Origin of the sequence: Streptomyces lateritius (assembly GCF_014649715.1) — a bacterium.
GTDB lineage: Bacteria > Actinomycetota > Actinomycetes > Streptomycetales > Streptomycetaceae > Streptomyces > Streptomyces lateritius.
Genome location: NZ_BMTO01000021.1, coordinates 96,083 through 114,874 on the forward strand (window position 1 = coordinate 96,083; position 18,792 = coordinate 114,874).

An 18,792-nucleotide genomic window follows, 5' to 3' on the forward strand; every position below is an offset into this window, starting at 1 on the left:
CAGCACTGGAACACGCGAAGGGCCGGCGAGTTCGCAGCTCAGCCGGCCCTTCCAAGCACAACAGCGGGTGGTCGTCCGCTGCACGAACGTCTCTCTCCCAGAGAAAGGGTCGCTCTCGATGAGAAGCGTACCGGCACTTCGCAACCTGCCAAGTGATACCCCCACGATGAAGCCCTCGTACGGCGGTGGGCTGTGAGCGAGGAATTCGGCTCCAGCTACCTGGAGCGGGCGTGGGAAGCCCCGGAGGAAGTGGTGCTGCGGCGTGAGCTTGTGCGTACACCGGGCCTTCAGCCTGAGGACGTCGGCGTCTTGGCGGAGCTCCTGCTTCGGGACCCGCGCCTCCCGTCGACCATGGAGGCGATCCGTCAGGACCTCCAGGCACAGGGCTGGAAGATGGGCAAGGACCGGTACACCGCGATCGCCGGCCGCCTGACCAATGCTGGCCATCTGGCCCGGGTGTCGGTGTACGACGAGGCGGCGAAGCGGCCGACGTGGGTGACCCGCGTGTACCGGAACCCCGCCAACAACGAGCAGTACGTCGATCTGGGCATCACCGCGTCCATGCAGGTCAGGGCCGAAGTGCGGGAAACCCGCGATTCGGGCACCTCCGAACTGCGGGTAACCCGCGCTTCTCCTGGTCACAGCCGAACTGCGGAAAACCCGCAATCCGGAAGCGAACTGCGGGAAACCCGCGATTCGGAAACCGACGTTTCCCCTGGTCACGGCCGGAATGCGGAAACCCCGCGATCCGACGTTCACCCCCCACACCCCCCGGAGGAGGTGGAAACCTCCTCCCCCTACCCCCTCAAGTCGGCTGACCGCGCGAAGGAGGGGGAGGGGGCAAGCTCCGCCAGCAACGACGAAAAGCTCCAGGCCGCCTACGACTTCCTCCAGGAGCTCCCGAACCCGTGGCGTGCTGGCCGGGCCACCGCTCGCAAGCTCGCGCCTAAGCTCATCGAAGCCATCGCCGAGCAGGGCTGGGAACTGGACGCCGATCTGGCGAAGAAGCTCACCGAGGCCCCCGAGGGCATCAAGAGCTACCCCAGCGTCCTCGCCCGCCGCGTGGACGACCTTCCGCGCCGCGGCCCGTCGCGGCTGCCTGGACAGCGCCGCGAGCGCCTCAGCAACGTTCCCGAGCGCCCCGCCAGCATCGTGCCCTCGGAAGACGGCATGGCCGCCGTCAGGGCCGCTTTCGAGGCCATCCGCAGCGGCACCCGATAGAGCTCGCCGCGTTCCGGCTGGACATTCCTGGTGGCGTACGGCCTGTCAGCGCCGTACGCCACCATCCACCGACCCGCTCAACCTGATCAGGGGGAACGATGACCACGTACGTCTACGTGATCGGCGAACAGGGCTCGTCCATCGTCAAGATCGGCACCACGAACGACCTCAGCCTCCGGCTGACCGCGCTCCAGACCGGCAACCCGAACCCCCTCGTACTCCTGTGGAGTCACCAGGGCAACAGAGAGCTCGAGGGACACCTCCACGCGACGTTCGCCGCCTACCGGGTGCGCGGGGAATGGTTCGACCTGACCGCCTTGGGAGATCCGGCGGAAGTTGTTCAGTGCGCGGCAACGTCCGCTGGGCGAGAGCTCCTGCCGGCTCCTCGACGGGCGCCGGGCACAGCGAGGCGTGAGCGCGGGCTGACTCAGCGCACTCCAGACATGACCAAGATCCAGGCAAGCTTGCGGCGGAGCTACGTCTTGGAAGAACGCTTCGGCACCCGAAAGCACTTCACGATTCAGCAAGCCGCCGAAGCACTGGAGGAGCCGCTCGACATCGTCGAAGCGTACGTGTGGAAGAGGGTGGCCATGAGGGAGCTCGTCCACCGCCGCGACCTTGGGAGAGGCGGCAAGGAGCCGCTGTTCACGATTCCGGGGATCGACGACTGCGAGGTGAACTACTACATGCTCGGCCCGCGGTCCCGTCCCGCAGGCTCCTGATCTCATCTACGGGCCGTAGCCGCGTCCCCATGGACTCCGAGTGGCGCGCGAGCCGCGCAGAACCCGGGGAGACAACGGCGATCGGCGAGACCCACCGTCGCCCAGGCCGGCCGCCTGCTGCGCCGCACCCCCTAGAACCACTCGCCGCTGCTTCGACCACCATTCCGTCAAGACGTGCGGCTATTGCCGGTGCCGCGCGTCATCATGGTCCGACCGTTCGCGCACCTGGAGAGCCCATGCCCGTCCGCCGATTCGGCCGCCCCAGCCCCGTTGTCACGATCGACCGGAGCGTCCTGACCAACGAGACCCTGAGCCCGACTGCCCGCCTCGTCTACGCCCTGCTCCTGGCCTGCCTGGATACGGACACCGGGCCGGACGAAGTCGCTCACCTCGCCGGCTTGTCGTCCGTCGATGAACTGGCGCCGTTCCTCAATGAACTCGAGGCCGTGGGCGCTGCAGACGTGAAGGACCACGTCGGCGCCGGGCAGGTCATCACAGTCCACGAGTCGCCCCTACTGCCGGAACAGCGCACCCACGCCTGCGTTCCGTGTCAGGACTGCGGCGGGTGCTCCTGCGAGTACATCAAGGGCCTGTGCCGGCCCTGCTCGCACATTCGCGACATCCGCAATCAAGCCCGAGCCGACATCGCTCGCTGGCAGCAGGAAGTCGAGCAGGGCAAGACCTACGCCATCGGATCGGGCGGCGCCCGGCTTCACCGTTGGGACTGTTCCTCGCTGAACACGGTTGAGCGGAGCGTCGACTCTCTGGAGAGCGCCATCAAGGCTGCGAAGGCGGGAGCGGACCCTGGCTACGTCTACTGGCCCCGGCTGCCGAAGCTGTACACGGCCGAGGAGCTGCGCTTGAAGGGTTCGAAGAAGCGGAACTGCGGGCTGTGCGGCCCCGACCCGCTGTAGCAGCGCAGGCAGTTTGCCGTCAGGTCGCGTCCTCGGCGAGCGCCCTACGCACGGCGCTGATGTAGGCAGTGCGCGTGGTTACCACCACCTCTGGGTTCCCCGCAGAACGGGCATACTGCCTGACCGCATCTAGGTATCGAAGGGCAGCCATAACGACGTCCGAAGGTCCCTCGAGAGGTCCCTCGAGCTCAACCAGACCAAAGGCGCTCACCATCCGTGTACCGCTGTCCGCCTCGCGACTGTCCTGCCATTCAGATCCGGCAGTCAGGAGTTCGGCATATACCTGTCGCCGGCGGTCGTCCGCGCGGGCGCGGCGTTGTTCGTCGAGGGTGGCCTGGACGGTGGCTATCAGCGCATTCGCCTGCGCGAGGCCCGCCTTCTCCGCCCCCTCGGCCTGGCGGTGGCCAGCCTTCAACGCGAAGAACCCTGTCGTGATGCTGCCCAAGATGGCCGACCCGGCGGCGATCAGGGCGATCCCCCACTCACTCATGCGGTGGATCATCCCACCCGTCCCACCTGTTGCGACGGCTGGTTTTACGCCCTTGTGGCCGGGCATGGTTGCCCGTCACCTTCGGTGTCGACACCCGTGTCGATCGCGAGGGGGACCTGTTGGCCAATCCGACCGCACCCGCACCCCGACCCTTGACCCTGTGGACTGGCCGCGCGCTCCTGCATTGGGCGCGCCTTCTCCAGCGGACGGTCGCGTCCCGCGACCGCCGCAAGTCCCTCGTTGCCCGCCGGAACGCTGCGATGCGCGCCGCATACGAGCGAGGGGTGGACCGGGAGACGATCGCCCGGACGATCGGTCTGAGTCAGGCCCATGTGGGTCAGGCTCTCCGCGGGGAGCCCACCCCGGAGTAGCCGCTGCCCGCTACGGTGGCCGGCGGTGGTTCACCTACGGGTGAGCGCTTCGTCGGCCCGCCCCATGTGCCCCCGGTCCGCGCTCTGGACGGGGGCACCGGCGGTACGGGGGGATCCCTCCCTCACTCATGCCGGGTGTCCTGCCGCGAACCCCCGGACACGGCCCCCGGCCGAACCCTAGGCTCATGCCATGGACACCCCTTCCCTCGACGACCTCGGCGACGACGTCTGGATCGAGGCCGGCCAGACGGTCAGCAGCCCCGACGAGCTCCGCGAGTACATCGCGCACCTCCGGACGGTCGCTCATCACATGCACACCGGCCTCACACGGGCCGCGTGGGGCGCCCTTCAGGGCCAGGCGTGGGGTGAGCGTGCCATCGAGGAGCAGCCGTTGAGCGAGGACATCCTCGAGGCGTTCAGCATGACCATCACGCCGTCCGGGATGGCCGCGAAGGATGCCGTCTACCGACAGTCGATCGGGACGTTGCTGGCCACCCTCGAGGCCGTGGACCAGGCGACGCTCACCGCCTGGCTGGCCCAGATCAACGCAGCCGACCCAGACCGGAAGGCCTGACCCAGTGCCTGAGACCTCGCCCGAGCCGACGCCGACCGACGGCCACGACTACGTGCCCACCGAGGTGGACCTGAAAGAGCTCACGGACTTCGTCTGGGAACGGACGCGTGAGGAAGCCGGTACCGCAGGGCAGATGAACTACTTCCGCGACAGTGCAGGAATGACCCTTGCCCCTCACTTCCTGCGCCCAGGCCTTGTGTCCGAGACCGCTCGCCAGGATGGCGAACGAAAGGGCTCCAAGTGGTGGGAGGAGCACTCCCCGGAGCGATTCGTGAACATGGCGCACACGGTGTTCAACCTCACCCTGACGTTGGCGGACAGGGCTCGTGTGGCGATGGCCCGCAGGGATCTCGGTTACGAGTACGGAGTGCGGCATTGCTGGGATGCGATGACCCAGGCCGCCGACCTGTGGAAGGACCACCCGGACTTCAAGCCCTCGTGGGCCGAGGTTGAGGAGCCCGCTGAGACGGTCTGACCGTCCCCGTGCCCGGGGCAGGGCCGCTGCGCTAGCCTCGGGCGTAACCGACAACAAGGAGGACCCGTGGCGCACCTCATCTTCGACGAGGACGAGCAGCAGCAGCTGCGCGAGTCCGCCCGCGAGCGCGCCGCAGCCGGCGAAGGACTCCTCGCCTACGCGCTCGAGCAGATCGCCGCCGAGGGCATCGACCTGTCGAACGCCACCCCCTACGCCGCTGTGCAGGCCCGGTACGGTCTCGGCGACGCCGACGCTGCCCGTACGCCCGGCGCCGCCTGATGTCACCCAAGCACGGCCCCTGGCGCGCCCACGTCGTCCTCCACGACGTTGCGGAGCAGCAGATCGAGGCGATGACCGACGCCGAACGCGAAATCCTCGACCCGGCGATCGTCCGCCTCTCCCTCGACCACCGGCTCGGCGCCCAGGTCGAGGGGAAGATGGAGTGGGAGTACCGCGACAGCCGGGTCCGGATCGTGTACATCCCGACCGCGCTCGGCACCGTCATCCTCGTCGCGTACGTCGAGGTCGACTGACCCGCGCCCCTCACCGTCCTGTACCCCGGGGATGCCTGACCGTTCGTCATGGCACGCTGGAGGGGTTCATCTGAACGGAAGCGCCCCCTGTGTCTTGGGGAACTGCTGGCCGGCCCCGTACCCGTCATGGGTACGGGGCCGAGCTGTTGAGCCCGCCGCTACGGGACCGGGGTGTAGTGGACGACCTGCTTCTCGCACGGGCCGCCGGCGTACACCTTGATGGCGTCGATCTCGGCCTGGTCGGCGGTCAGGCCCCAGCGGAGCTTCGTCGCAGTCCACTCGGCCAGGTAGCGGCAGGTGACGCCCGGGGCCGGAGGCATCCACGTCGCCGGGTCCTGGTCGGCCTTCTGGCGGTTCGTCCGCGCGGTAACCGCGACGAGGCTGGTGGCCGCGTCCTGGTCGTTGGCGTACGCCTCACGACGTTTCGTGTCCCAGGCGGAGGCTCCGGAGTCCCAGGCCTCGGCGAGCGGGACCATGTGGTCGATGTCGAGTTTCGCGGGGTCGGTGACTTCCTGCTCGTCGTAGTACGAGAGCCACTCGCCCTCGCCGACCTTGCAGCCGGTTGCGACAGCCGGGGCTTCGGTCGCCTCGGCGAGGAGGACTTCGGCCCGGGTGTTGCAGCCGTCGGCCGGGTCGAGGCCGGTGTTCCAGTGACGGAACTTGTCCCGGGTGTAGCCGGCCCTGCTCTCGTCGTCGACAGGGATCTGGCTGATCGCGTAGGAGAGCGGGAATGTCTGCGCGACGGCCGGTGCGGCGGGGGCGGCCTGGGCGGAGGCGGGCAGTGCAAGCGGGGTCAGGACGAGGGAGAGCGCGGCGAGACCGCGAGCCATGTTCTTGATCATGAAAGCTGAATACCGGCCAAGACGGGTCGGCGACCAGCGGTTTCGTGTACAGCTCCGCCGGGTGGGTGAAGAGGTTCACCGGCGAAACGGTCCGCCACGCTCTCGGGACGGTGGTCGCTACGTCAGCGCGCGTCCCGCTTCTCCTCGCTTCCGGCACACCGCTGCGCTGTCTCTGCGCGGCCTGGTCGCTGGCCGGCCCGCGGTGGCGGAGCCGAGAGCGGGCCGGGTGGGCGGCCGTGCCGCGCGCGACCCGCGTCAGCGGGGCGCCTTGAACAAGGCGTCGACCTCATCGTGATCAAGGAACTCCTCGGCCACGCCCACCTCGGCGTCACCGCCGGCGTCTACGCCCACGTGCGACTCCGCCTCCAGCGCCAGGCCATCGACACCCTCAACAACGCCCTCAGCCCGACCGACGACGACACCGACGACCCACCTGGCACTGCTGCCGTCCGCTGACGTTGCCGTCACCGTTGCCGTCAGACACCCAAGAAGCCCCGCCGGAATCAAAATCCGGCGGGGCTTCCAGAATTTTCCCTGATCTCAGGATGAGTTCTAATCCAGGAAATCAAGGGCACGAGGTTCCGAGCGATCAGGACTGCAAGCGCCGAAGGTCACTCGCACCCGTGATCAGGAGTAATTGGAGTCACCTACGACTTGACGCCAGACTCTTTCAAAGTCCACTCCTTCAATGAGCGACGGAGAAAACTCTTCCTGCTCGGCAATCTCCTCCAGGCTCGGAAGCGGACTTTCCCCGAGCATGGTCGTTCCCGAGGATGACTCACCGTCCGCGAAATCCCGACGCCCGTCCCGATAGATCTCCACCTTGCGGATCTCGTACCCCGCATCGTCGATCTCGCTGTATAGCTCGATCGGCTCATCAGGCAGGTTGTGGCTCCACAGCACCTTGAGGTATCGCATCTCAGTTCGCTCCGTGACCGATTATTCGCCCGTTCAGATCCAACGGTCCTTGATTGGGGATCACATAGACGTTGTCTCTTCCCTTGACGACATTCAATCCCCTGACGTCAATCTCGACGTAGTTAGTGAACCGGCGCCCAGAGAATGGGTGCCCGAGGAAGCATCGCGACAGCTGTCCACAGGTCTTGGTTCCGGGAGTGATATCAGACAGATACTGCCCGTCACCATAGCGCGCATCCTTCGGACGCGCCTCCTTGGTTGATGCATTCAATTTCTTGCTTCCCACGATCCCATTCATCCCGGCCTCGTCGGTGTAATGAATGAGGGTTTCGGGAGGGCAGCCGCCAGAATTGTGAACGAGGACCGGAGTCTCGCCCGCCAGCACATAGTACGTGTGGATGTCAGCAACGGTGAGGTTGTGGACGGTCTTCTGCTGGGTCCAGCGTTTGACCGCCGTTACCTGTACGTGCGTGCCCGCGCTGGTCCGGAGCCACTGTCCCGGGGTGAGGTCGGTGGCGTTGACCCACTTGCGGAGGGAAGGAACCCAGAAGGGGTGGGCGTGCGTTGCGGTGAGTGAAGCTTGGGACTTCCCTTCGGCTCCATCGGGGCCGATGGTGATCTGGACGAGATTCTTTTCGCCGCTCCCCACGATGGTGTCGGTTATTTCCTTTTCGACCGTCTCACCGGTTTCGGGGTCGGTGGCCAGGACCTTGTCACCAACTACTAGATCCTCGATAGGGACAGTGCGTCCGTCAGCTGCAACGACGAGGGTTCCGGGTACGAAGCTGTTCCCTGAGTCGCATTTCGACTTTCCCTTGAAGGTCTTTTTCGCCACTACGGCTAGGGCTACGTCGAATACAATCTTTGCTGATCCTTGGGCGCTTCTTCCGTTGGAAAGGTCGCCTGCGATCTCACTTACTCTGCCGACTACTCCTTCGGCGGAGCTCGCGATCAGACTGCCGGGGTTGATGCGGTTCCAAAGATCGCTTCCTGCTTCCTGGCAGGTTCCGTTCAGGGTGACGCAGTCGCGGATGTTTGTGAGTTCGGTGGTGACTGTTTCCTTGATCGAGGTTGTGAACTTGACTCCCTCGTCCCACAGTGCGTTGCCGAAGTCTGAGAGCCAGCCACCGCCACCGCCACCGCCACCGCCACCGCCACCGCCACCGCCACCGCCACCAGTGCTACCGCCGCCGGTGCCACCGCCACCGGCATTGTTCTTTTTCTCTTTGGGTTCGGTTCCTCCGTCGTTCTTGATCTGCCCATTTGGTTGAAATGCGGTATCCGTCTCGCAGCGGCCGTTCCCGGCGTCGAGGCACATTCCGGTCGGGTCAGCGTATGTGATGGGGCTGTTGGCCGCGTAGCCGTAGCCGTTGAGGGTCTGCGGCTTGTCGGTTTCAAGGAGCGGGTCGACGCTGATGAACTGCCCCAGGGCTGGGTCGTATTCGCGGGCGCCGATGTGCGTGTAGCCGGTGGTGGTGTCGATGTCGCCGCCGACAAAGCCCTTCTGGCCCGGCCAGAAGAACGGTGCCGCGCCACGCTGTCCGCCGTAGGGGAGGGACTTACGGCGGTTGAAGGCGAGGGTGGTGGAGCTGAAGGACAGGGTGTTGGTGTTGTGGTGGTCGGCGATGAGGAGGCGGACCTTGCCGTCGCTGCTGGTGCGGACGGCAGACCCTCCGGGGACGGCGTAGTAGCGGGTGCCGGCCAGGGTGTTGGTCGACTTAGCCAGGACGAGTTCTTGACCGCCAGGGAGGTAGAGGGTGGTGGCGGCGGGTTCGCGCTTGATGATGCGGGAGTTCCCGGCGTCGTAGAGAAACGAGGTGGTGGCGCCGGAGATGGTGGAGGTCTTGAGCTTGCCTTCTTCGTTCCAGGTCAGGTCCTGGACCGGTCCGGCGTTCGCAGGGGTCTTCTTGGTGAGGTTGCCGGTGGCGTCGTAGGCGTAGGTGTCGGTTCCGGTGGCTCCGCCGGTGGCGGTGACGCTGCGGACGGCGTGGGCCTGGTCCGCACCGGTGGTGGTCGGGTAGGTGTAGGTGCGGGTGGTGTCGGCCGTGATGGGGCCGGCCTTGTGGAGGGTTTCGGTCTTGCGCTGGCCGGTGTCGGTGAAGGTCCAGCTGGTCCAGTACGGATCGGTGGAGCCGAGGTTGGGGGTACCGGTGCCGTTCACGGGCTTGGTGGCGCAGGCGTCGCCGCTTGTCCAGGCTTCGGTGAGGCGGCGGGCCCAGTCGTAGCTGAAGCACTGGTGGTCGAGCTTGGTGCCGTCGTCCTGGGCGTCGCGGATGCCCGTGATGTTGCCGGCCGGGTCGTAGGCGTAGGTGATGTTGGACGGGGTCGCGGGGCTCGTCGCCTCGCGGTCTGTCTTGGACGTGAGCAGGCGCCGGGTGGACGTCTCATAGGTGAGCGTCTGGGTGACGATCTTGCCGATGTTGCCGAGCTGGGCCTGGGCGAGCTCCCCCCAGGGTGTGTAGCTGGCGCCGCGGAGGTATGCATGGGCGCTCGTGGACAGGGCGCCCTCGACTATGCCGAGGAGGTCTTGGGCTCCGTAGCTGGAGGTGACCGTTTCGGCCGGGAGCGCGGTGGTGGCGTTGGTGTTGGTGGTGCTGTAGGCGGCGGTCTTGGGCAGGGAGCTGACCGGCGTGGCCGTCGTGGCGACGGTGTAGGTGCCGGCCAGCTTCTCCTCGCCAGTCACGGACGGGACGGTGACGGTCGTTCCCGTGGGGTTACCGGCCGTGTCGTAGCCGTTGACCTTGGTGGTGTAGGCCGCGTTCGCGGTGATGGAGGAGTCGTAGCGGGTCGAGGTCGCCGGGAGGCCGAGACCGTTCGTCGCGCTGTCGTAGGTCCACTCGGCGAGCTTGGGACCGGTCGTGGAGCCGGTGCGCAGGCTGCTCTTGCGGCCGAGTTCGTCGTAGGTGGTGGCCAGCGTGCCGCGGGCGTCGGTCACCGTCTGGATACGGCCGTCGGTCCCGTAGTGGCTGGTGCTGTGGCCCTTGTCCGGGTCGGTCGCCGCGGTCTGGCGTCCGCGCAGGTCGTAGCTGTAGGTCCAGGAGTTGCGGCCTGAGGCGTCGGTGAGCTTGGCGAGCCGGCCTGCTTCGTCGTAGGAGCTGACCGTCTTCTCGTACTGGGTGGGGGCGGCGCCGATGAGCGGGTTGCGGTCCTTGTACTGGCGTTGCTCGACAGTTCTGCCTCGGACGTCGGCGAGGGCCAGTGTGGCGGTACCACCGCTCGGCGGGACGCTGGCGCTCCAGTAGTCACCGTAGGTGTGGGTCGTGCGCCACTTCTCCACGTTCAAGGACAGCTGGATGCGTGCGGTGACACGGCCGCGGCCGTCGTACTCGTTCTGTATGGCCTGCGGAATCTGGTTGGGCGGGACGACCAGTATCGCGTTCGAGACCGCGCTGCTGTTGTAGAAAGGCGCGTTCGTGAGGTGGGCGCGCCCGTGGTTGTCGTAGAAGGTGTCGCTGACGAGTCGGCCGGTGGTGCCGGTGGCGTCGCTCTGGGTCTGGCGGGCGCGCAGGAGCGAGTCGTAGAAGGTGGTGCTGGTGCCCCAGGTGCCATTCTCAAAAAGCTTCTTGGAGACGACAGAGGAGGGGACGGTGCTGGAGAGGTTGTAGGTGAAGGTGGCGTTGGGCTGCGTGCTGGTGGCGCGGCCTGCGGACCAGCCCTTGGTCAGGCGGCCGAGCGCGTCGTACTCGCTGGTGACGGTTCGGTTGTTGGCGTCCGTGGACGTCAAGGCCAGGCTGCGCATGCCGTCGAGGCTGGTGCGGGTGGCGTGACCCTTGGGGTTGGTGGTGGTGATGAGGGTGGGCTGGGCCCCGGCGGTGGGGGTGTAGGCGGTGGTGGTGGTCTGCCCGTCCTGGCCCTTGGCGGTGAGCGCGCGGCCGTACTGGTCGTAGGTGGACTCGGCGATCGTGTCCCAGACGACGGTGCCGTCCTGGCCGATGCTCGAGGCCTGCTCGGTTTTGGTGACGACGGCCTTGCCTGAAGCCGGGGGGGCTCTCAGGGCCTGGTTGTCGTAATAGGTGCGGATTCTGCTGGTGATGTTGTCGGTGAGGGTCGCGCAGCGGCTCTGGCTGGTGGTCGTCACTTCACTGGGGTAGGCGATGAGCCAGTTGGTGGTGTCGGGAGTGACGTAGTCGGTGCAGGTGCTGCGTGCCTCGACGGTGCCGGCGCCGTCGTCGCTCTCGCTCAGGAGCAGGCCGTAGGTGGGGTCGTAGGCCCGGGTGGTCGTGAGGGTGCGCCAGGTGGTTCCGTCGTCGAGGAGGGTGCTTGCCCTTTCCGTGACGGTGCCAGCGAGGTAGGCAGTCTTGGCGGGCAGGGTGGGTGCGGGATCGTTCGGCTTGTCGGGGTCGGTGATGCCCTTCACGGCCTGGGTGGCGGTGGCGGCGGATTCCCAGGGGGTGTAGGTGGTCCTGGTGACAATCTTGCCGCTGGTGCCGTCCTTATCATAGGTGGCGCTCGTGGCGGTGCGGCCGGCGAAGTCTTCCCGGTCGGTGATGCCGTTGATCGTAGGAACCGTGCGCGCGGCGCCGCTGGCGAGAGTGTCGCCGTCCATGCCGAGGAAGAACGTCTTCTCGCTCTTCACCCGGCTGGTGGCGCCGGTGTAGGTGCGGACGGTGCTGTAGCCGCGGAAGACGTTCCAGGAGCGGTGCTTGTCCAGGGTGAACTCGCCCGTGTCTCGGCGCCAGTGCGGGCCACCCGCGTACTCATAGGCGGTGGTCTTCGACTGCGAGCCGCTGCCGCCGGTGGTGTCGTTCTCGTCGATCCTGGTGACGAGGTACTTGTGGAACCAGTCCTTGACCGGATCGACCGCACCGTCCGGAGTCCACCAGGCTGGGTAGCACCGCTTGGCGTTGGTGTCCGCCGCCGTCGGCAGGCTGGTCGGAGTGCACTCGACGGGGCTATAGGTGACGACGGTCTGGCCGCCGGTCTCGTTGGTGACAGCCGTGATGCGCTTGCGGTTCAGCGCAGGCCGGCCCTCGGCCGCGTCGACCCGGTTCGCCTTCAGTTCACCGCCGAACACGGTCTTCGGCAAGGTGATGTCAGCGAGAGCACCGGCCTTGGCGGTGCGCTGCACGGAGTCCAGCCACAGTGACGGCGTGGAGGTGTCCCCGGTGGCGGGGAAAGACTGCTCCAGCGTCCAGGTGTCGACCGGCTGCAGAGTGCTGCCGACGAGGGAGAAGGTGTTGATGGTGCGCAGTCGCTGCTTGGACCAGAACGAGGGTGAGGCCTGAAGGCATTCGGTGCCTGCGGTGCAGTTCAGGTCGACCGGCGTGTCGGGCCAGCTGGTGGCGTGGGCCTCGTCGAAGGTGCAGTTCGACAGACAGCGGTCGCCAGTACCGAAGGTCACGCGGCCGGCCGGGTTCGTCGGGTACGGGGCGCCGGCGCGCAGGCCGTAGTCGATGCGGTTGAGGTAACCGCCGCGGGTATAGGCGGTGGGTGTGGCGGTCTTGCTGTTCTGCGCGTAGTAGCCCTGCTCCTTGCTGTAGTAGAGGGCCATGGCGTTGCCGTGCGGGTCGACGACGTAGTCGAGGTTCCAGCGCCAGCCCTGCTGCTCGGCAGAGGAGGTGTAGTCGCTTGCGTGGCCCTGCTCGCCGGCGTGGTTGCCGTAGACGGGGACGGTGAAGACGGAGTTGGTCTCTGCGCTCCAGCCGGGCAGGCGGTTCTTGCCGAACCAGTACTGGGTTCCGTCGAGCGTGGTCACCTTCCAGTACTCGTAGTCCTCGTCACCCGAGTTGTTGGGCTCGCTGTCGTAGACACGCTCGATGCGCGAGCCGTCGTCACCCTCGAGCTTCCACGTGCTCTTCGTCGCGTCCCAGACGAGCTCGTTGGACGAGCCGTTCAGCGAGAGAGTCGCGTTCTCCGACTTCCAGCACAGGTCGCCGGTCTTGGCAGTGTTGTTGCCACCCTGCTTGTCGTTCTCACACGACGCGTAGCGGCGCTCGACGAAGCCGGGCGAGTACTCCCACCCCTCACCGATCCACGAAGGCTGGTTGTTCGTCGACGAGGTGCGGCCGTCCACGGAAGAGGAGTTGTACGACAGGGACACCTTCGGCGCCAAGCCACCGGGGGCTGCTGGAACGTCGATCGGCACGCTCCAGCCGAATCCACCCGAGTTCCCGCCAGCCGACCAGGACCCGGACGGGGCGAGCGAGGTCGCCTTGAACGAGCCCTCACTGCCACTGGCACCGGCCGTCGCTGCCAGTACCGTGGCGCCGGCCGTGTTCATCGAAAGCGTGGACAGCGAGGAGGACGACTTCGCCGAGCCGTTGGCTGCCTGCGCCAGAGGGGCTGTGGGGCCCTTGGTCGTGACCGTGGCGCTGAGGGTGTGGTTCTTCGAGTTGTTCTCGGTCGCCAGCGGCGTCTGCTTGCGGCACTCCGGCTTGTCCGGGGTCGACAGCGCACATGCCGGAAGCGTCACCAGGCGCAGACGAGAGGACCAGCCGGCGCCGTACGCGCCGCGGATGGCCGAGTAGTCAACCTCGACCTCAACGGGGCCGGCACCAGCGGTGTCGGGCCGCAGCGACATGAGCAGGCCCTCGACCCCCGCCTTCTGCGCGGCCGCACGGTCCTTGACCGCGAGCTCGACACTGCTGGGGCCGTTGGCGGTCTTCTTGGCGGGTGACGTGCCGGGGCTGAGCCGGATCGGCAGCCCGCCAACTGTCGCGGTGTCCTGCGACCCGGCCTGGAGGGTGAGCGTCTGTGTGGCGGGGGTGGGCCAGGTGACTGGGGGCGGGGCCCATGAGTTGGGCGGTTTGGGTCTTTTCTTCAGGCCCTTGGGGAAGTAATCGGTTCCCTCGACCGATTCGGCCTTCGGTACGGGCGGAGGCCCTGGAGCCTCGGCTTGCGTGGCCCACGCGGGCGCGGAAAGCAGGGAAACACCAAGAGTTACGGAAAGGATTCCGACTATCCCTGTCCGTGTTTTCTCAACCGCTCGCCCTTGCGGGCGCCTGCAAAAAGGCATGGCAAAGCCACGGCCCAACAACATGGAAATCCCCGCCCCGGTAAATGCATCAAAGTCAGATGATCGATGCATCCAACCCCGGCACACGCCGATTTGGCAACCAAAAATGTGAAGACAGGTTCCGGATCTGTCAGTTGTGGGGCCGCAATCCCGAACGGTCCCCTGCAGAGCTGACCAACTGTCCAACCAGGCACTTTGCGATCGAACAAGGGACAAATACCGCAACTTGCTGAACGCATAGTAACCGGACTCCATAATTCCGCTTGTGCATGTCGAGCCTGCCTCAGCGAAACGCAGCAGAGGACTACCTGACATACCGACACGACCGCCGTCGGGATAGAGTCCGCCCCCAGGAGAGACAAGAATTGTTTTCTTGATGTAAAGAGAGCCGTGCCCTCCGGAAAGGCATTCCAGGAACATGAGAACCACCAGATCCAGACGCGGGCGCAGATCGCTCGCTCTGGCGATAGCCGCCTCGATGGCTCTGCCCGTCTCAGCGGCTGTGGCCCTGCCCGAGACCGCTACCGCCGCCCCCGCCGTCACGGCCGGAAGCGACGCCCAGGAGCCGGCAGCCCGGTTTGAGAAGGCGGCCTTCGCGGAGGCCGCTCGGACTGGGCGGCGCGTGGAGATCATCGACCGCCGTGAGGAGACCTCCGAGTTCTTCGCCAACCCCGACGGCTCGACCACCCGCCGCTCCTACGCCACCGCGAAGTGGACGCGATTTGAGGGCAGGTGGCGCCAGACCGATCCGACCCTCATCAAGAGCACCGACGGATCGCTCACGCCGGCCGCCCCGGCGTTCTCCATCGCCTTCTCCGGCGGCGGCACCCAGCCGCTAGCCACGATGGTCAAGAAGGGCAAGAAGCTCGCCCTGACCTGGCCCACCGCTCTGCCCGAGCCGGTCCTGGACGGCGACACAGCGACCTACCCCTCAGTCCTCCCTGGTGTGGACCTGAAACTGACCGCAGAGATCGACGGCTTCGCCCAGCACCTGGTCGTCAACACTCCCGAGGCCGCCGCCAACCCGGCGCTGCGCAGCATCAAGCTCGGCGTCCAGACCGACGGCGTCAGCCTCACCGAGACCGCCGACAACAAGCTCCTGGCCAAGGACGAAGCGGGCGAGATCGTCTTCAGCGCCCCCGGCCCCAAGATGTGGGAGCAGCCCGCGGTCGCACCCGAGGAGGAGCAAGGGGGCGCCGGAACCCAGCTGACCGGGATGTCTGCGATGTCCGCCGACTCGGTCTCGGAATCCGAGGCGCCCGACAGCGCCCCGGTCGCCGCAGACGTGACCGGCAGCACGCTGACGCTCACCCCCGACGCGGGGCTCCTCGCTTCTGCAGACCAGTTCCCGCTGGTCATCGACCCCATCTTCAGCGGTGGTTACCGGGAGAAGTGGGCGGTGGTGTACTCGGCGACGCCGAGCGCCTCCTACCCCAACGGATCGGGCTGGAACTCCTCCACCCCCGCGGATGAACCGCGCGTCGGGTTCAACGGTGCCGGCAACACCCGCTCGTTCTTCGCCATGAACACAAGCGGCCTGCACGGCGCCACGATCAACAGCGCCACCTTCGCCGTGATCCAGACCCACACCTGGTCGTGTACCGCCAGCACGGCGGGCCCCACGGAGCTGTGGTCCGCGAAGGACATCACCACCACCCCGACCTGGAGCACCCAGGGCAGCTACTGGGGCAGCAAGCTCGACGACGGCTCCTTCGCCGGCGGCAACGACGAGTTCTGCCCCGGAGACCTCGGGCACGACTTCACCAGCACCGCGCTGACGAATTACGTGCAGCAAGCAGCCAACGGCGGCTGGGACCCGCTCGTCTTCGGTCTGCGCGTCCCCGACAGCTACCTCGGCAACGTCAACAGCTTCAAGCGATTCCGCAACAACCCCGTCCTCGAGGTGAACTACAACTTCAAGCCCACCGTCAACAGCCACGCCGCCTACGAAGGCTCCTGGATTGAATCCGGTGACGGCAACAAGCCGGTCCCCTGCGCTTCGGCCATCGGCAACAGCGGCATCGCCCTGACCGCGAAGGTCAGCGACCGCGACGGCGGGAAGGTGACCGCCATCTTCCACATCAAGAACTCCAGCGGCGCACAGGTCACCTTCGCACCGAACGCTAACTGGAAATCGGTCAACAGCGGCCAGTGGGCATCTGTCACGATGCCGGCGAAGAACCTCGTCAACGGCACCTACACCTGGACCGTCTACGCCGAGGACAAGGAAGGGCCCGCCAGCGCGCCCACCGCCGCCTGCTCCTTCACCGTCGACCGTATCGGCCCGAACCAGGCTGTGACCGTCCGAGAGCTCGACGGCAGTGCCGCCGACGAAGACGGCACGACGACGAACCCCGACAACAGCCCGCGGCCGGCTGACAAGTTCCCGGCCCGCAAGCCGATCACACTCCGCTTCACCAACACGGTGGCCGACGTAACCGGCTACTGCTGGCGCATGGACCACTACGTGTCCGTCGACGGCGCCCGCTGCGCCCACGGAACCTGGGTCAACGCAGGCACGGACGCCAGCAACACGGCAACCGTCACCGTGACCCCCTCCGGGTACCCCTCCAGCACTCTCTATGTCCTCGCCTACGACGCCGCCGGAAATCACTCCCCGCTCGACGGCGGAGTCGACGCGGTGCGGCTTTCCACGATCATGTCCGAGTTCGTCTACGAGCCCGGCACCACCCCGCTCACTGAGGGCGCCTCTCACGACCGCCGCGGTGACCTGGACGGCGACGGCTACGCCGATTTCGTCGCCACCGACCCCAACGGAAAGCTGCTGTTCTACGCAGGCAACGGAACCCTCAGCTCCATGGCGGCAGCCCGGAACATCGGTACCGGGGGATGGGGCGGGGCGCTGATCGCCCACCGCGGCGACCTGCAGAGCATGGCCGGCGCCACGGCCGCGGCGGACGGCTACGAAGACTTCCTCGTACGCCTGTCCGACAAGAAGCTCTACCTCTACCCCGGCAACGGTCTCGGCTCACCCTGGGTCTACTCCCGCCAGGAGCTCATCCATCCTTCGCAGAGCGACTGGGGCGGCCTGCGGCAGATGGTGATGCCCGGCAACATCGACGGGAAGCCCGGCAACGACCTCATCACGGTCGAATGCGTCTGGGACAGCGCCGAAACCCCGAACTGCGTCAACGGCGCGCTGCTGCTCTACAGCGGCAACACCGTCGCAGGCGGCGGCCAGGACCAAACCCATCCGTTCAATGCCGAACCGACCACGCTCGGCACGAACGGATGGAGGGACTTCACCAACCTCGCCATGGACGACCTGACCGGCGACGGCATCGGTGACCTCGTGGGCCGCAACCCCGCCGACGGCAAGCTCTACCTCTACCCCGGCAAAATCACCGGCACATGCCCCGACACCTGCACCTACTCTCTCGGCGCCCGCTCCGAATACGGCAGCGGCGGCTGGAACCAGCGGCCCTACCTCACCTCCCCCGGCAACATCCAGGGCACCATCAAGAACGCCTACGTCGAGGACTACGAGGAAGACACAGGCGAGACCACCACATATAACTTCAAGCAGTTCGAGCCCACGACTGGTGAAGAGTACGGCGACTTCTGGGCCACCACCCCCGCCGACTCCAGCACACCCGTGTCCTACGTGGACGAAGCGGGCAACTGGACCAGCACGCTCTGCCCCACCGGCTGCCTCCTCGCCTACCCCGGCGGCCCCACCACCGGCCGGCCTCCCCACCTCGCGGGAACCTCTGGCTGGGCCACGGCCATCACTGGTATCTACTAGCTCCAGCCCCTCTGGCGCATCCAGCGGGCGGGCCGCCCTCCGAGAGGGCGGCCCGCCCCTGCCCACCGCCCCTACCCCCGGCGGCAGGCGCCGTTCCAAGTTCGACGACCGCATCAAGCAGACCGCAGCCCGTGAAGGATTCCGTGAAAAGAGCAGCACGCCGTATAGCCACCCTGAGCGCCGCCACCGGTCTTCTGACCGTGGCAACCCTCGCGAACCCCACTCCGTCCATGGCCGAGGAGACCGTGCGGCTCTCCACGCAGGACCAGGCCGCGGCCCCCGGCACCGCACCCCGCCTGGGCCCGAAGGTGGAGTCCGGGACCGCCGACGGCAAGACCGTGATCGCCTTCTCCACCAAGCCATTGACCGGACCGGCCGGTGACGGTGCAGGAGTCCCAGCAGGGTTCATCGCGAACCGCAACGACTGCACGGAGGTAGCAGGGCTCGTCGCCGTCTACGTGTGCGGCCCCGCTGATACGCGGCCACAGTTCCTCATCCCCAACGACGCGGCGGACATGACAGCCGTCTACTGGGGCTTCGCCTACGTCCCCAGGGGCGGTGACCTCAACGCCGGCATCGAGGCCGCCCGCACCGCCGGAGCGCGTCCCGCGGATGCCACTCACGGCAGCGCCGTCCTCACCGTCAAGACCGCCGCGCACGCCGCCCTGAACACCGTCGACTTCGACCTGCCGGCACTCCCCGCCGGGGGAAGCGTGCGCCAGCAGCTCCGCGTTCACGCCAACGATGCCGGAAGGCTGCTCCTCCGCTTCGCCCTGGCCGAAGGCCAGCTGACTCGTACGCCGGAACCGATCCGCATCGGCAGCCTCACCACCGGCCCCGGAGCCACCTGCACGGTGACCGCGACCACACTGCTGTCCGCTCCTCCGAACCTCGCGTGCGACCTGGCGCCGGGCGACCACACCATCGGCTACGAACTGACCAGCCCCCAAGCCCAGTACGCCCTGCGATTCCAAGCACTCACGCGCTACGACATCTACGACTTCGGCTTCT

Annotated in this window: 13 protein-coding genes and 1 pseudogene; 10 read left to right on the top strand and 4 right to left on the bottom strand. The window is 66.9% G+C overall.

Going from position 1 to position 18,792, the window contains the following annotated elements:
* Positions 1-192: 192 nt before the first annotated feature.
* The 3 genes from IE136_RS32355 (at position 193) to IE136_RS32365 (ending at position 2,857) form a co-directional block, all read left to right on the top strand.
* Positions 193-1,221, top strand: a complete 1,029-nt coding sequence (locus IE136_RS32355; protein WP_189602117.1) for a hypothetical protein — start codon at positions 193-195, stop codon at positions 1,219-1,221.
* A gap of 98 nt (positions 1,222-1,319) precedes the next feature.
* Positions 1,320-1,943 (top strand): GIY-YIG nuclease family protein, encoded by a 624-nt coding sequence (locus tag IE136_RS32360; protein WP_189602119.1) that lies wholly within the window; start codon positions 1,320-1,322, stop codon positions 1,941-1,943.
* 236 nt (positions 1,944-2,179) lie between these two features.
* The gene (locus IE136_RS32365; protein WP_189602120.1) at positions 2,180-2,857 is read left to right on the top strand and encodes a hypothetical protein; all 678 of its coding nucleotides are present in this window, start codon (positions 2,180-2,182) and stop codon (positions 2,855-2,857) included.
* Between the two features lie 19 nt (positions 2,858-2,876).
* Here the strand turns inward: IE136_RS32365 and IE136_RS32370 are convergent, their stop codons facing one another.
* The gene (locus tag IE136_RS32370) at positions 2,877-3,347 is read right to left on the bottom strand and encodes a hypothetical protein (RefSeq protein ID WP_189602121.1); all 471 of its coding nucleotides are present in this window, start codon (positions 3,345-3,347) and stop codon (positions 2,877-2,879) included.
* Between the two features lie 561 nt (positions 3,348-3,908).
* On the opposite strand from IE136_RS32370, the gene IE136_RS32375 reads away from it, so the two are divergent.
* The 4 genes from IE136_RS32375 to IE136_RS32390 all read left to right on the top strand — a co-directional run bounded on the left by IE136_RS32375 (position 3,909) and on the right by IE136_RS32390 (position 5,300).
* Positions 3,909-4,292, top strand: a complete 384-nt coding sequence (locus IE136_RS32375) for a hypothetical protein (protein WP_189602123.1) — start codon at positions 3,909-3,911, stop codon at positions 4,290-4,292.
* 4 nt (positions 4,293-4,296) lie between these two features.
* Entirely contained in the window at positions 4,297-4,767 is a 471-nt protein-coding gene (locus IE136_RS32380; protein ID WP_189602124.1) for a hypothetical protein, read from the top strand.
* Between the two features lie 66 nt (positions 4,768-4,833).
* Positions 4,834-5,046 (top strand): hypothetical protein, encoded by a 213-nt coding sequence (locus IE136_RS32385; protein WP_189602125.1) that lies wholly within the window; start codon positions 4,834-4,836, stop codon positions 5,044-5,046.
* Positions 5,046-5,300: a hypothetical protein gene (locus IE136_RS32390; protein ID WP_189602127.1), complete on the top strand. Its 255-nt coding sequence runs from the start codon at positions 5,046-5,048 to the stop codon at positions 5,298-5,300. The genes IE136_RS32385 and IE136_RS32390 overlap by 1 nt, the downstream gene beginning before the upstream one ends.
* 158 nt (positions 5,301-5,458) lie before the next feature.
* Here IE136_RS32390 and IE136_RS32395 read toward each other — a convergent pair whose 3' ends face one another.
* Complete coding sequence (locus IE136_RS32395) at positions 5,459-6,142, bottom strand: HNH endonuclease family protein (protein WP_189602128.1); 684 nt, start codon at positions 6,140-6,142, stop codon at positions 5,459-5,461.
* A gap of 267 nt (positions 6,143-6,409) precedes the next feature.
* Here IE136_RS32395 and IE136_RS32400 point away from each other — a divergent pair.
* Positions 6,410-6,598 (top strand): annotated as a pseudogene (locus IE136_RS32400) (site-specific integrase); the annotation flags it as partial.
* Positions 6,599-6,769: 171 nt separating this feature from the next.
* Here the strand turns inward: IE136_RS32400 and IE136_RS32405 are convergent.
* Positions 6,770-7,060, bottom strand: a complete 291-nt coding sequence (locus IE136_RS32405) for a DUF6881 domain-containing protein (RefSeq protein ID WP_189602130.1) — start codon at positions 7,058-7,060, stop codon at positions 6,770-6,772.
* 1 nt (position 7,061) lies between these two features.
* Positions 7,062-14,201, bottom strand: coding sequence for an HYD1 signature containing ADP-ribosyltransferase family protein (locus IE136_RS36520; protein WP_189602132.1), 7,140 nt, complete (start codon positions 14,199-14,201; stop codon positions 7,062-7,064).
* A 292-nt stretch (positions 14,202-14,493) separates the two neighbouring features.
* Here IE136_RS36520 and IE136_RS32415 point away from each other — a divergent pair, with 292 nt between their 5' ends.
* Both IE136_RS32415 and IE136_RS35265 read left to right on the top strand, forming a co-directional pair.
* Positions 14,494-17,781 (top strand): VCBS repeat-containing protein, encoded by a 3,288-nt coding sequence (locus tag IE136_RS32415; RefSeq protein WP_189602133.1) that lies wholly within the window; start codon positions 14,494-14,496, stop codon positions 17,779-17,781.
* A gap of 230 nt (positions 17,782-18,011) precedes the next feature.
* Positions 18,012-18,792, top strand: a 781-nt coding sequence (locus IE136_RS35265) for a hypothetical protein (protein ID WP_194497714.1), incomplete at its 3' end; no start/stop codon positions are given.